The 15,122-nt window shown below is 36.4% G+C and carries 14 protein-coding genes and 1 tRNA gene; 7 read left to right on the plus strand and 8 right to left on the minus strand.

Annotated features, from left to right (window positions below; all coding sequences use genetic code 11):
- The first annotated feature begins 1 nt into the window (after position 1).
- On the plus strand, positions 2-1,765 hold the full coding sequence (locus AACZ41_RS16195; protein WP_339629681.1) for an aromatic amino acid hydroxylase: 1,764 nt from the start codon (positions 2-4) through the stop codon (positions 1,763-1,765).
- On the opposite strand, the gene AACZ41_RS16200 is transcribed toward AACZ41_RS16195, so the two are convergent.
- From AACZ41_RS16200 to alaS, 4 genes are all read right to left on the minus strand, one after another.
- Positions 1,755-2,369: a DUF4230 domain-containing protein gene (locus tag AACZ41_RS16200; protein WP_339629648.1), complete on the minus strand. Its 615-nt coding sequence runs from the start codon at positions 2,367-2,369 to the stop codon at positions 1,755-1,757. The genes AACZ41_RS16195 and AACZ41_RS16200 overlap by 11 nt on opposite strands.
- Entirely contained in the window at positions 2,366-3,325 is a 960-nt protein-coding gene (locus AACZ41_RS16205) for a GSCFA domain-containing protein (RefSeq protein ID WP_339629649.1), read from the minus strand. Before AACZ41_RS16205 ends, AACZ41_RS16200 begins: the two co-directional genes overlap by 4 nt.
- Complete coding sequence (locus tag AACZ41_RS16210; protein ID WP_339629650.1) at positions 3,322-4,176, minus strand: tetratricopeptide repeat protein; 855 nt, start codon at positions 4,174-4,176, stop codon at positions 3,322-3,324. Before AACZ41_RS16210 ends, AACZ41_RS16205 begins: the two co-directional genes overlap by 4 nt.
- 146 nt (positions 4,177-4,322) lie before the next feature.
- Positions 4,323-6,938: an alanine--tRNA ligase gene (gene alaS / locus AACZ41_RS16215; RefSeq protein WP_339629651.1), complete on the minus strand. Its 2,616-nt coding sequence runs from the start codon at positions 6,936-6,938 to the stop codon at positions 4,323-4,325.
- Positions 6,939-7,042: 104 nt separating this feature from the next.
- On the opposite strand from alaS, the gene AACZ41_RS16220 reads away from it, so the two are divergent.
- Genes AACZ41_RS16220 through AACZ41_RS16240 form a run of 5 tightly spaced genes read left to right on the plus strand, consistent with a single transcriptional unit; the run spans position 7,043 to position 10,177 of the window.
- A complete protein-coding gene (locus AACZ41_RS16220) occupies positions 7,043-8,020 on the plus strand; it encodes a M23 family metallopeptidase (protein ID WP_339629652.1) in 978 nt (325 codons plus the stop codon).
- A complete protein-coding gene (locus AACZ41_RS16225; RefSeq protein ID WP_339629653.1) occupies positions 8,020-8,349 on the plus strand; it encodes a MerR family transcriptional regulator in 330 nt (109 codons plus the stop codon). Before AACZ41_RS16220 ends, AACZ41_RS16225 begins: the two co-directional genes overlap by 1 nt.
- 11 nt (positions 8,350-8,360) lie before the next feature.
- Positions 8,361-8,960: a LemA family protein gene (locus tag AACZ41_RS16230; protein ID WP_339629654.1), complete on the plus strand. Its 600-nt coding sequence runs from the start codon at positions 8,361-8,363 to the stop codon at positions 8,958-8,960.
- A gap of 7 nt (positions 8,961-8,967) precedes the next feature.
- Complete coding sequence (locus tag AACZ41_RS16235) at positions 8,968-9,405, plus strand: TPM domain-containing protein (protein WP_339629655.1); 438 nt, start codon at positions 8,968-8,970, stop codon at positions 9,403-9,405.
- Positions 9,386-10,177 carry a TPM domain-containing protein gene (locus AACZ41_RS16240; protein ID WP_339629656.1) on the plus strand — a complete coding sequence of 264 codons (792 nt, stop codon included), beginning with the start codon at positions 9,386-9,388 and terminating at the stop codon, positions 10,175-10,177. Before AACZ41_RS16235 ends, AACZ41_RS16240 begins: the two co-directional genes overlap by 20 nt.
- A 91-nt stretch (positions 10,178-10,268) precedes the next feature.
- Here AACZ41_RS16240 and der read toward each other — a convergent pair whose 3' ends face one another.
- The 4 genes from der to AACZ41_RS16260 form a co-directional block, all read right to left on the minus strand.
- The gene (gene der, locus AACZ41_RS16245; protein ID WP_339629657.1) at positions 10,269-11,573 is read right to left on the minus strand and encodes a ribosome biogenesis GTPase Der; all 1,305 of its coding nucleotides are present in this window, start codon (positions 11,571-11,573) and stop codon (positions 10,269-10,271) included.
- A 51-nt stretch (positions 11,574-11,624) separates the two neighbouring features.
- Positions 11,625-12,356, minus strand: a complete 732-nt coding sequence (locus AACZ41_RS16250; protein WP_339629658.1) for an acetyltransferase — start codon at positions 12,354-12,356, stop codon at positions 11,625-11,627.
- 244 nt (positions 12,357-12,600) lie between these two features.
- A complete protein-coding gene (gene era / locus AACZ41_RS16255) occupies positions 12,601-13,485 on the minus strand; it encodes a GTPase Era (protein WP_091620200.1) in 885 nt (294 codons plus the stop codon).
- A complete protein-coding gene (locus AACZ41_RS16260; RefSeq protein ID WP_339629659.1) occupies positions 13,472-14,836 on the minus strand; it encodes an alanine/glycine:cation symporter family protein in 1,365 nt (454 codons plus the stop codon). The genes era and AACZ41_RS16260 overlap by 14 nt, the downstream gene beginning before the upstream one ends.
- A gap of 188 nt (positions 14,837-15,024) precedes the next feature.
- On the opposite strand from AACZ41_RS16260, the gene AACZ41_RS16265 reads away from it, so the two are divergent.
- A tRNA-Met gene (locus tag AACZ41_RS16265) sits at positions 15,025-15,097 on the plus strand.
- Positions 15,098-15,122 lie beyond the last annotated feature (25 nt).

Raw genomic sequence — 15,122 nt, forward strand, 5'->3', positions numbered from 1 at the left:
GATGAACGGTAAAGGCTATGAGAGTAATCCTATATTAGATAAACTCCCAAAACATCTTATTCAATACATTAAGCCTCAAAACTATGAGACCTATTCACCCATTAACCAAGCGGTATGGCGTTATGTAATGCGTAAAAATGTCACTTACCTAAGTAAGGTGGCCCATAAATCATATTTAGAAGGATTAAGGAAAACTGGTATCTCTATAGACAAGATTCCTAACATGTATGGTATGAACCGTATTCTTAAAGATTTAGGTTGGGCCGCGGTAGCGGTTGATGGATTTATTCCACCGGCCGCATTTATGGAGTTTCAGGCATATAATGTTTTGGTCATCGCTTCTGATATTCGTCAACTAGAAAATATAGCTTACACCCCAGCACCAGATATTATTCATGAAGGAGCTGGTCATGCCCCAATTATTGGAAATCCGGAATATTCAGCTTACTTAAGGCGATTTGGCGAAATCGGCTGCAAGGCCATATCTAGCGCAAAAGATTTTGAATTGTATGAGGCGGTACGCCATCTCTCTATAATTAAAGAAGCTAAGGGAACAGCTTTAGAGGAAATTGAAAAAGCTGAAAAACATATTGAATTTTTACAAGACAATATGGGCGAACCAAGCGAGATGGCCCTTATTCGAAATCTTCATTGGTGGACCGTTGAATACGGACTTATCGGTACCGTAGAAGACCCTAAAATTTACGGTGCAGGACTTTTGTCCTCTATTGGTGAAAGTCAATGGTGCATGACCGATAAGGTTGAAAAACTACCTTATTCTATTGAGGCAGCTAGAACTTCGTTCGATATCACAAAACCTCAACCTCAACTATTCGTAACTCCGGATTTTGCTTTTTTAAGTCAGGTTTTAGAAGATTTTGCCAACACGATGGCACTACGTAGGGGCGGTCTTAGTGGTTTACAAAAATTGATTACTTCCAAAGAACTAGGAACAATCGAACTAAGTACTGGCTTACAAGTTTCTGGAAATTTCGAAACATTAATTGAACATGACGGTAAACCAATCTATTTTCAAACCAAAGGAAAATCTGCACTTGCCTATAGAGAGAAAGAATTAGTAGGCCAAGACATCAACCAACATGAAACTGGTTTTGGGTCGCCAATCGGTAGATTAAAAGGCATAAACATACCTATTGAGGAAATGAGTCCGCGAGACCTAAAAGCCTACAAAATTTATGAAGGTGAAGTCGTATCGTTAGATTTTACGGGAGGCATTAATGTTACGGGTAAAATAGTCACGGGCACACGAAATCTGCAGGGGCGTATCATTTTAATCACCTTCGAAAACTGCAAAGTGACACATAAAGGAAATATACTTTTTGAATCGAACAACGAATTATATAATATGGCTATTGGTGAAGAAATTGTTTCTGCATACCACGGGCCAGCAGATTTAAAAAGTTTTGACTTACTAGACCATACACTTAGTACTGGGTCTTTAAATAATGACAATACCAACTTAAGTGAGCTTGAATCGTATTATAAATTAATACGTGATTTTAGGGAAGGTAAAAACACCATCATATCTAGAACTAAGGTGTTTCAGGAAATACAACTGAAATATCCATCAGATTGGTTATTGCCTATAGAAATATATGAATTGGCCGTAAAAAGTGGGGAAAAGACATTGACAGACGGAATAAAAACACATCTTGAAACCATTAAACAAAAACAGCCCAATTTAGGTCAATTGATAGATGATGGCTTGGAATTAGCCTCAATAGAGGCCATAACTATGGCTTAATAACCTGTAAACCCTCTAAAGACTCAATGGTTTGTTCTTGGTAAGTTAATCGCCAGCCCATAGAATTGGTAAGTATGTAGAACTTTTGTAGTTCACTGATCAGTCTATTCTCTGCATTACTACGTAGTGAAGAGGCTTCCACTTTTTTCATCAACGATGCGTTTACCGTTTTTTTAATTTTATTGTAGTCAGCTGCATCGAATTGATTTAGATAGTCTGAGGTAACATCATAGTATTCAAAATCTGGATTCAATTTAACTTCTGCTTCAGGTATACTATTTATTTTAACCGTTTTAGTTGCTTCATCAATTTCAAAATCTATTTGACTTAAATCGTAAGCTACCGTAACATCAGCGTTCACAACTACAAGTGCTTTCTTCTCGGCACGCAATAGTTGACCAAATAGCTCTTTAGAATCCTTATAATTATAGACCTCAGCAAAATGACCTTCAGTAACTATCAATTTAGAAACATTTGTAATTTCTTGCTGAATAAGCATGGAATTCTCCTGCAGAATCGACATATTTTCTTTACCGTCATTACAAGAACGAATAATAAAAACTATTGCCAAGGTAATTAAGACGCCAGCTGTAAACTTTTTCATGCTTCGGGAAGTTTGAAATCCATAAATGGATATGTTTGTTTTATATACGCAATTTTACCCCTTAACGATGTTAAAAATTTCTGATGTGCCATACCCTCCGGATTAAACGCCCGATGCCTCAATCCTCGCTGTATCTCATCTATCTTTGTCATTACATGACCAACACTATCACCAATCCAAACCTCGCAGAATTTTTCCCAAATATAATCAACGGCCATTTCATTAGGATGTAGCATGTCTTTGGCATAAAACCGATAATCACGCAACTCGTCCATCATAAGCTCATAACTTGGAAAATAAGAAATCTTATCGGCATCAATTACTTGATGAATAGCAGCTATTAAATGTGCCTTGCTCAATTGATTCTGCACAAACCCGTCTTTTAAATGACGTACCGGAGATACCGTGAAAATAAATTGAACTGTCGGATTTACTGAATGAACCAACGCGATAGTCCGCTTTAAACTTTCTTTTACATCTTCAACACCCAATAATTCTTTCGTAAAATTTGACTGAGGTACTTTATGACAATTTGCAACTACTTGTTTGGTAGAAGTATTTCGATATACCCAGGCGGTACCAAAAGTGATGATGACGTGACTTGCCTTTTTCAATTGAACCATTGTACGTTCAACCGCAAAATTCAAATCTGATATTAATTTTTCTTTGGATGGATTACTTAGCTCTGAGTGCGCATCAAAACAATACCATTGTTCATTTAAATTGAACACATCATTTTCATCATAAACATCTTGTTGAACGGCCTTTTGAATCAATTTTTCAATGGCCAACGGATGAAATAAAATTCCTAACGGGTTCTGTAACCCCTGAAACTTATAGTACTTAAGTTTCGCTCCTATATTTTCAGAAAAGCAAGAACCCAATAGCAATAATTGATCTGAATAATCAATGGTAGATTTAGCTTTTGAAAATGGAATTTGGGTTAAAAGTTTCATTTTGGCCGCACACTTTCGTTTAGCTTATGAAAAACCTGATATGGATAAATTTCATAAATAACGTTATCCTCATTAATCGTATTATCGCCATTATCAAATGCCTGCTTTTCCCACTTCACCCCTTCTTCCACATCGCCTAACTTTGTCATACTTCTACCCTTAAAGTAAAGCGCATCAGCAAAATTCTCATAGACCATTAAGGACATATTAAAAGATTCAATAGCCTCTTTATAATTACCAAGCTCAAAATCTGCAATACCCAAATAATACCAATCTAAATAATGACACGCCTCTTGTGGTGGGTCTTTAGGGAAATCTTTAAATTGCTGTTCTTTACTTAACAGTAAAAACTCTTTAGCCTTAGAAAATTCATTTAATTGAAGATAATCTAAGCCGATGTAAAAATTATAGGTATGGTCCATTACATAACCATCGCCATACTCTTTTTTGGCTCTCATGAATTCGGATATAGATTTTATATAATCCTTAGAGAATATACATCTCATAAATCCGCTATAATCCAACCATTTTTTAGGGTCATACTCAACAGCTTTCTCTAAAAATGGCTTACCCAACTGATACTTTCTTGCCTTATATAAAGGCATCGCTTTTTGCTGCCAAAGCCAACCGTTATCTGGCTGAATAGCAAGAGCTGAATCTAAAAATTGTTGATGTTCTAAGGAATGCAAAGGTGTGCCGAACGCTTTTTGAATAAAACCTTTAACTCGCATTGAATCGACAGAAGTAAGTGCTATACCTTCAGAACCCTCGGAAATCTCTGAACTATTTTGGTCTTCGGTTGCCAGATTGCATGACACAACACTCAGTAAAATAATTAAATACTTTTTCATAAAACTATCAAGTTATATAGCTTCTTCAAATAAAAAAATGAAGTGTTTCTATCTACATTTTGAAGATAGTCTTAAATTTTTATTTAATAAGATTACCGTACTCTGAATCAATCTTCACCTATGTAAAATATCAGAACAAAAAAGTTTTATTGTAGATATCCCTTGGCTTTATCTAAGGCCTCGCTTATACCGTCAGGATTCTTACCACCCGCCGTGGCAAAGAAAGGTTGCCCACCACCGCCACCTTGAATATATCTACCCAACTCTCTTACAATTGTACCGGCATTCAAATCTTTCGAAGCCACAAGTTCTTTTGATATATAGCAAGACAATAAAGCTTTACCATTTTGTTCCGTTCCAAAAAGCAAAAAAAGGTTATCCTTATTGTTACCCATTTCAAAACAAAGGTCTTTTACACCACCTGCATCCAAATCGATATGTTTGGCTAAAAACTGCACTCCATTCACTTCTTGAAGCTCCTGCAACAATTCTCCCTTCAGATTCTTTGCCTTGTCTTTCAATAATTCGGCAACTTGCTTTTTAAGATTGCTGTTTTCATCTTGCAAACCAACCACACTTTTTAAAGGGTCTTGAGAATTTCCCAAGACATCTTTTATCTTGGACAAAAGCTTATCATTTTCTATATGAAAATCTTTCACTGCATCGCCTGTTATAGCTTCGATTCTTCTAATACCTGCCGCTACCGCACCTTCTGACTTAATTTTAAACTGCCAGATTTCGCCCGTGTTTTTTACATGGGTTCCACCACATAATTCGATGGACTGTCCAAATCGTATCGTTCGAACCGCATCACCATATTTTTCACCGAACAAAGCCATGGCACCAGCTTCTATAGCATCCTTCATTGGCACATTTCGCTGTTCCTGCAATTGTAATTGCCCATCAATTCGTGCATTTACAAAATTTTCTACATCGCGTAGTTCTTTAGTAGAAAGTTTAGCAAAATGAGAAAAATCGAAACGTAAATATTTAGAGTGTACCGATGATCCTTTTTGCTCAACATGTTTACCTAGAATTTCACGCAATGCTTGATGTAGTAAATGTGTTGCCGTATGGTTCGACTCTGTTCTACTACGTTGTTTTTTATCTACTACGGCTTTAAAACTTTCACCTAAATGTTTAGGTAAATTCTTTGCAAAATGAATGATTTCATTATTCTCTTTTTTCGTATCGGTAATATAAACAACATCACCATGCATATCTTCTAAATAGCCCTTATCCCCTACTTGACCACCACCTTCGGCATAAAAAGGAGTAAGATTAAAGACCATCTGGTACTGAGTACCATCTTTTTTCGAAACTATTTTACGATACTTGGTAATCTTCACCTCAACATCGAGTAAATCATAACCCACAAATTCTTGCTCGGTATCATCTACTAAAATTTCCCAATCTTGTTTTGAAACAACAGATGCAGATTTAGATCTGTTTTTTTGTTGCTGCATGGCGGCATCAAAACCAGCTTCATCTAATTGATAGCCTTTTTCGCTTAAAATCAATGCAGTCAGATCTATTGGAAATCCGAAAGTATCATATAATTCAAACGCCTTACTACCATCAACAGTTTTACCTTTTGTATTTGCTATTATAGTATCAAGTAAGACCAACCCTTGATCAAGGGTTTTTAAGAATGAAAACTCCTCTTCTTTAATTACGTTTTCTATTAATTGCTTTTGTTCTTTCAATTCTGGATAAGCATCACCTAAAGAATCGGTAAGCACATTAACCAAACGATACATAAATGGCTCTTTTGTATTCAAAAACGTAAATCCGTAACGTACTGCTCTTCTTAGAATTCTTCTTATCACATATCCCGCACCAGTATTACTGGGCAATTGGCCATCTGCGATAGAAAAAGATACTGCACGAATATGATCGCTTATAACGCGTATTGCTATATCTACTTCTTCATTTTTGCCATAATCAGAATTAGTTATTGTTTCAATTTCACGAATTAACGGTGTGAAAATATCGGTATCATAATTCGATTGTACTCCCTGCAAAACCATACAAAGACGTTCGAAGCCCATACCCGTATCTACGTGCTTGGCGGGCAGACTCTCTAAAGAACCGTCTGCTTTACGATTGTACTGCATGAATACCAAGTTCCAAATCTCTACAACTTGAGGATGATCTTGATTTACTAAACTGGCCCCAGAAACTTTTGCTTTTTCTTCTTTCGAACGAATATCCACATGAATTTCGGAACATGGACCACATGGACCTTGATCACCCATTTCCCAGAAATTATCCTTTTTATTACCCTTAATAATTCTGTCGACCGGCACAATCTTTTTCCAAAGCTCAAAAGCTTCAGTATCCATATCTAATTGATCTGCGTCTTCACTTCCTTCAAAGACGGAAACATACAGACTTTCTTTATCGATTTTGAAAACTTCCGTCAATAACTCCCAAGCCCAAGTAATCGCCTCTTCTTTAAAGTAATCACCAAAACTCCAGTTGCCCAACATTTCGAACATGGTGTGGTGATAGGTGTCCTTACCTACTTCCTCAAGGTCATTATGCTTACCACTAACCCGCAAACATTTCTGTGTATCAACTACTCTAGGGTTTTTAGATTGACTGATACCCAAAAAATATTCTTTGAACTGGTTCATACCCGCGTTCGTAAAAAGTAGGGTCGGATCATCTTTGATGACCATTGGGGCAGAAGGAACGATTTTATGTGCCTTACCTTTAAAATAATTTAAAAATGTAGTTCTTGTATCTTTGGAATTCATCTAAAATGCTAAGCTTTTACAAATTTTAACCGTTTCTATAAAACAATTTTTATATTTGTTTGTTGCGTTAAAATTAAACCACAAAAATAGGATAAATTACATTCATGTCTAAGGTAAAATACTATTACGACCCGGACACGCTGTCGTACCGTAAAATAGAGCCCGTAAAATCAAAGCGCTATAGAAATATCGCATTCTTTGTTTTAGGATCTTTCCTATTTGGACTTTTATCTCTTGTTCTTCTTTTAAACACCAACCTGATCAATACCCCTAGGGAACTTTCTTTGGCTCGTGAAGCAAAAAACTATGAGCTCCAATATGAGCTATTGAACAAAAAAATGGCCCAAATCGAGGAGGTTCTTGGTAATATTGAGGAACGCGACAATAATATTTACCGACTATATTTTGAAGCAAATCCAATACCAGACGAACAACGAAAAGCAGGATTTGGAGGTATAAATCGATACAAATCATTAGAAGGTTTCAACAATTCAGAAATGATCGTGTCTACCACAAAAAGGCTAGATATTATAAAAAAACAAATGGCCATACAGTCTAAATCATTAGATGAAATTACCAAGTTGGCCGAAGAAAAAGAAAAGTTATTAATGTCCATTCCTGCAATTCAACCTATTAACAACGAAGACCTTACTCGTATGGCTTCTGGTTATGGCTGGAGGTCAGACCCTTTCACCAAGGCTAGAAAGATGCATTACGGAATGGACTTTACAGCACCGAAAGGCACACCTATTTATGCCGCAGGTGATGGAAAAGTAACTCGTGCCGATAATAATTCTTCAGGATATGGCAAACACATTCGTATAGAACACGGTTATGGTTACTTGAGTCTTTATGGTCACCTTAGCCAATACAATGTAAAAAAAGGACAAAAAGTAAAACGTGGTGACCTAATTGGCTTTGTAGGAAGCACAGGTCGTTCAGAAGCTCCTCACCTACATTATGAAGTATGGAAAGAAAATGACAGAATCAACCCTATCAATTTCTACTATGGCAGTTTATCTCCAGAAGAATTTGAAAATATGTTGAAATTCGCTAATCAAGAAAACCAATCATTGGATTAATGCAAATAGAACTTCCAGAAAAAAGATATTATGGCATCGGCGAAGTGGCCCGTGCTTTTAAAGTCAACGCCTCTTTAATTCGGTTTTGGGAGAAAGAATTCGATGTGCTTCAGCCTAAAAAAAATGCTAAGGGCAATAGAAAATTTACACCTCAAGATATTAAAAATCTTCAATTGATCTATCATCTGGTAAAAGAAAGAGGATTTACCCTTGATGGTGCCAAAATACACCTCAAAGAAGAAAAACAGAAAACACTTTCAAATTTCGATATTATACAGAAATTGGAACGGGTGAAAGCGGAATTAAATAAAATTAAAGATCAATTATAACACAACCCATTATGAAAAAAGGACTTATTGCATTAATAATAATTGCAGTCATAGCATTTGGGCTATACCAATGGGGCGTAGGCTTCAACAACACTGCCGTAGCATTGAAAGAAACATCTAGTAAAACTTGGGCCAATGTAGAGAGTGCCTATCAACGAAGAAACGATTTAATCGGTAATTTGGTAAAAACTGTACAAGGTGCAGCCGATTTTGAAAGAGGAACATTGACCGATGTAATCGAAGCAAGAGCGAAAGCTACATCAATTAGTATTGACCCGTCGAATATCACTCCTGAACAACTAGCACAGTTCAATCAAGCTCAAAGCGGACTTAGCAGTGCCTTAAGCAGATTATTGGTAACCGTAGAGCGTTATCCTGACTTAAAGGCCAATCAAAATTTTCTTGAACTTCAATCTCAATTAGAAGGTACTGAAAATCGAATAAATGTAGCTAGAGATAGATTCAACGCAACTGTTGAACCTTATAACCTACACATTAAAAAATTCCCCAATTCGATATTGGCGGGTATATTAAATTTTAGCGAACTAGCTTACTACAAAGCAGACTCAGGCTCTGAAAATGCACCAGACGTGAATTTTGAATTTGATTGATTCAATTATGTCCAAAGTAGAAGATTTTTTGACTGCAACAGAAGAGCAAGAAATAGTTGACGCTATTTTAAAGGCTGAAAAAAACACTTCTGGTGAAATTAGGGTACACATTGAGGCGCATACCCGAAAAGACCATTACAAACGTGCTCAAGAAGTCTTTCACTTGCTAAAGATGGACAATACCAAGCAAGAAAATGGCGTACTAATCTACGTTGCCGTAAATGATAGAAAGTTTGTTATTTGTGGTGACAAGGGAATTGACAAAGTAGTGCCTACAGATTTCTGGAAAACTACTAAAGATACCATTCAAAGTCACTTTATTAAAGGAGCATACAAAGAGGGTATTATAGCCGGCGTTTTAAAAGCCGGTACAGAATTGAATAGCCATTTTCCATGGTATTCAGATGACACCAACGAATTAAGCAATGAGATATCTAAAGGTTAGCCTTGTAATACTTTTTCTTTGGTGCAAACCTGTTTGGAGTCAATTTGAGATTCCTGAAAAACCAGCACTACAAACAAGTGTTTATGACTACACTCACTTACTGACCGACCAACAAAAAAAGGAGTTAAGCCAGAAGTTGGTTCGATATTCTGACAGTACTTCTACACAAATAGTGATCACTATTATTCCAACCACCAAAGGGGAGGATATAAATTATCTTGGTGCTAACTGGGGTCAAAAATGGGGTATTGGACAAGAAGGAAAGGACAATGGTATTTTAATCATATTAGCGAAAGACGACAAAAAAATTGCCATTAGTACTGGCTATGGAGTCGAAGGTTCCTTAACCGATGCCTTGTCGAAAAGAATTATTGAAAATATTATTCTACCAGAGTTTAGAACTGGTAATTTTTACGCTGGCTTGGACAAAGGATCCGATGTTATTTTTCAAGTCCTGAATAGAGAGTTTCAAGAAGAGCGAACCTTTGACGAAAATGATGGTTTCCCGTTCTCGTCCATCTTACCGTTTATCATTTTTATTGTCATTTTATTTATTCTATGGAATAGAAAAGATGGCAACAACAATGGTCGTGGCGGAAGACGTGGAGGCTTAAGTCCGTGGGATATCATTATACTTAGCAATATGGGCCGCTCAAATGGTTCTGGTGGCTTTGGTGGTAGCAGCGGCGGTGGAAGCTTTGGCGGTGGCGGATTCGGAGGAGGTTTTGGCGGCGGTGGCTTCGGCGGTGGCGGAGCTTCTGGTGGATGGTAAATCTTAGATGTTGACTTAACCAAAATATAATTGGTCAAATAATTTTATTTACATAAAACTACTTGACCAAAAAACTTAACTCTCAATAAAACTACTTCTTCCTCATAAATACAGTAATCGGTACTCCCGTAAAATCGTATTCCTCTCTAATCTTATTCTCTAAATAACGCTTATAAGGCTCCCGAACATATTGAGGAAGATTGCAGAAAAATGCAAATTGAGGATATGGTGTAGGCAACTGTGTACAGAATTTTATCTTCACAAACTTACCTTTATATGCTGGTGGTGGATAATGTTCTATAATTGGTAACATGGTTTCATTAAACTTACGTGTAATGATTTTCTTGCTCCTATTATTATAGACCTCTACTGCGGTTTCAATGGCCTTAAAAATTCGTTGTTTTGTAAGCACTGAAACAAAAAGTATCGGAACATCCGTAAATGGCTCAATTGCTTTTTTGATTTTATCCGTGTAGTGTTTTATGGTATTGGTTTCTTTGTCTTCTACCAAATCCCACTTGTTCACTAAAATGACAATTCCTTTATGATTACGTTGGGCAAGCCAGAAAATATTCTCTACCTGTCCGTCAAAACCTCTAGTAGCATCCAAAAGCAATATACATACATCACAATGTTCTATTGCTCGAACAGAACGCATTACCGAATAAAACTCTAAATCTTCCTTAACTTTAGATTTACGACGGATTCCTGCTGTATCGACTAAATTAAATTCAAACCCGTAGCGATTGTATTTCGTATCGATACTATCTCTTGTAGTACCAGCAATATCAGTAACGATATATCTTTCCTCACCGATTAGTGCATTGATAAAAGATGATTTACCCGCATTTGGTCTCCCGACCACTGCAAATCTTGGCAACTCACTTTTCTCTTCAACAACATCTGGCAATTCCTTAACCAGAGCATCTAGCAAATCACCTGTTCCACCACCATTTATACTTGATAATGTATAGTATTCCCCTAAACCTAGTGAATAAAATTCAACAGCATCTTTTGCACGTTTTGCATTATCTACTTTGTTTATCGCTAAAAAAACAGGTTTTTTAACTCTACGCAGTAATTTTGCAACATCTTCATCCATACCGGTTACACCGGTTTCTACATCTACCATAAAAATAATGGCATCGGCTTCTTCAATAGCCAACTCGACTTGCTTATCAATCTCTTTTTCAAAAACGTCATCACTACCGATAACATAACCCCCAGTATCAATAACCGAAAACTCTTTGCCGTTCCAATCACTTTTACCATAATGACGGTCACGAGTTACACCACTAACGGCATCAACAATAGCTTCACGTCTCTGAATCAATCGATTAAATAAAGTAGATTTACCCACATTAGGTCTTCCTACAATGGCAACAATAGCACTCATATCTTAAATTTGGCGCAAAGGTAGTGCTTAAAGTGGCAATTACAATAAAACTTAAATAGAGAGATTAGACCTAACCTCTTGAAGATTTCTTAAACTTGGTAATGATTGTTTTTTAGAGGTTGACAAATAAGGTTCTCCAATTATTCTTTTTCGGATTATTTTAGCAGGTGAACCATAGGCAACTATATTATCACCAAAGCTTTCTACTACCAAAGAACCGGCCCCAATAACTGAATGTCTCCCAATTTCAATTCCATTAATAATATTAACTCCTAAACTAACAGCAGAAAATTGACCAAGGTATAAATTACCACCACAACATACCGAAGGCGCAAGACTTGAATAAGATTCCATAACTCCATCATGACCAAGGGAAGAATTCGTATTTACTATACAGAAATCATGAATTGTACAATTGGCATTAACTATTGCTCCTGGCATAAAAACGTTACCACATCCCAAAAGCACATCTTTGCCCAATATAGACTTCGGATGCACTGTATTTACAAAATTAAAATTTGGCACTATTTTTAATATTCTATCAACAATTAGTTTTCTTATCCAATTGTCCCCGATTGCTACAATACCACCAACTATGTTAAACCTATTAATTAAATATGGAAGATCAAACTCACTACCAAGAACCTCATATCCATTAATTCTTGAACCTTTTTTTTTGTATGAATCAACAAACCCAATAAGGTTATATTTACCTTCTTTTTCTAAACAATCCAGAACAACACTACCATGGCCAGAGGCTCCAAAAATAATCACATTCTGCATTTCATCGGGTTTATTGCATACTTTATCGATGATTCAAATGTAGTACATTCTTTTCTATTTGGATAATTTAAAACCAGATAAGGTCAATTATTTTATTTTAAACGTTAAAAAAAATATGCAAAATCCATACTAACCAAATGATTATTAGAAAGGAAAAAATAGTATAAAGACCCTAAAAGCATATTAATAAAGAGAATGTGAAAAAAATCGTTCTGAAGTCTGAGCAATTTTATGGAATATTGAACTACTTATTATACCCAAAGCGTCTGAGCTGTCTAGAATCACTTCTCCAATTCTTGTTCACTTTAACATATAGTTCAAGATGAACTTGTTTGCCAAAGAATTTCTCTAAATCTTTTCTAGACTCAACACCAACTCGTTTTAATGCGGCACCTTTATGACCAATGATAATTCCCTTTTGAGAATCACGTTCAACCATAATTACCGAGCGCATGCGAATAATATCCTCATCTTCAAAAAACTCCTCTGTCTCTATTTCTACAGCATATGGGATTTCCTTTTTGTAGTTTAAAAGGATTTTCTCACGAATGGTCTCATTGACAAAAAAACGCTCAGGCTTATCAGTTAACTGGTCTTTTGGGTAATACGCTGGCGAATTGGGCAACAATTCTATGATACGCTCAAATACACCTTTGACATTAAAATTAGATAATGCAGATAAAGGATGTATTTCAACATTTGGTAACATTTCTTGCCAATATTGAACCTGCTCTTCTAACAACTCTTGAGTAGCAGTGTCTACTTTATTCAATAATAGTAAAACGGGAATTTTACTATTCTTTATTTTTTCAAAGAATGCCTCATCCTTCAGGGCCTTTTCCCCTATTTCAACCATATACAGTAACACATCGGCATCTTCAAATGCAGACTTTACAAAATCCATCATACTGCTCTGCAACTGGTATGCAGGTTTAATAATACCAGGAGTATCGGATAGAATCATTTGAAAATCATCACCATTAACTATACCTAATATACGGTGCCTAGTTGTTTGGGCCTTAGAAGTAATTATTGACAATTTCTCACCCACAAAGGCATTCATTAAAGTAGATTTACCAACATTAGGGTTTCCGATAATATTTACAAAGCCTGCCTTATGATCTGCCATCCTTATATTTTATTATATATTTTTTCAATTCCACATTTACCTTTGGAGCCAACAAAAGTACGGCAATCATATTCGGTATCACCATTAGCGCATAAGACAAATCAATTAAATTTTTTACTAACTCTAAAGAGGCAACTGCAGCAAAGACAATCATAATTACAAAATACCAATTGTAAAACTTTCCAATTTTAGCATTGGTTAAAAATGAAAGTGATTTAACACCATAATATGAATACGTAAACAAGGTAGATAACGCAAAGGCAGTAACAATCACCATTAATAGTATATCTCCCCATCCAAACAATGTCGTTTCAAATGCCGACAAGGTCATAACAATACCACTAGAATCTTCTAGATACGCCCCGCTTAATATAATTACGATTGCAGTGAAGGTACACACCAATATAGTATCTATAAATGGGCCTAGCATGGCAACCAACCCTTCTCGAATAGGTTCGTCATTTTTAGACTGGCCATGATACATAGGTGCACTACCTAAACCTGCTTCGTTAGAAAACATCGCTCTACGAACTCCGATTATAACAAGACCCCAAAAACCGCCAGTTGCCAATGATTTAAAATTCCAAGCCTCGGTAATTATCATTTTTAAAGAAGGAAGAATTTGATCAGAATTCAAGGCCATAACCACTATTACCGCCACCAAGTATACAGCTACCATAAAAGGCACAATAGCAGAGGCCACTTTAGCTATTTTGGTTAACCCCCCAAAAATCACGAAAGATGTTATGATAGCCAAAATAACGCCAATTGTCCATTTCCAATTCTCATCGCCCATATCAAATAAGGTAGTCGAAGGCTCCACTACGCTCATAAACGTTTCAGTAAATTGATTGGCAGTAAAAACCCCTAAAAAGCCAAATATGCCACACACTGCAAAAAAAGTTGCCAACGGACGGGCTTTTTCACCTAAACCTTTAGTAATATAATACATTGGCCCGCCTTGCATTTTACCATCAGAATCTGTGCCCCGATACATAATTGCCAAACTACAGGAGTAGAACTTGATACACATTCCTATTAATGCCGTCATCCAAATCCAGAACACTACCCCTGGACCACCATCATGTATAGCAATGGCAACCCCAGAAATATTTCCCAGACCCACTGTTGCTGCAACTGCTGCCGACAATGCCTGAAAAGAACTCACATCTCCTTTTGAGTTTTTATTGTCATATTTACCAGCAGTAATGGCTATGGCATGTCCAAAAAAACGATAAGGCATTAACTTAGAGTAGAAAACGAGGAAAAGTCCGCCACCTATTAACAAAAGGAACATAGGCCATTCTGTATACGGGAGTGCGCCTGCAATAAAATCATTGATTGTATCCATAAAATAGTAAAAATTCGAAGTTATGGATTTTAAGTTTTTTAAATGATACTGGCCCTAAAAAGATTCTTTAAATAAGTTTTGAATATAGAGAAAATGTGTTGTATCTTTGTCGCCCGTTACAAATAGTAGCGCTCATCTTGTCAACGTAATGAACTGAAGTTGTAAAACAAGAAAGATGAAACCCATATCGCGGGGTAGAGCAGTAGGTAGCTCGTCGGGCTCATAACCCGAAGGTCGCTGGTTCGAGTCCAGTCCCCGCTACTAAGACTTAGGTCAATGAAAACAA

Source organism: uncultured Maribacter sp. (genome assembly GCF_963974015.1).
Classification (GTDB): domain Bacteria; phylum Bacteroidota; class Bacteroidia; order Flavobacteriales; family Flavobacteriaceae; genus Maribacter.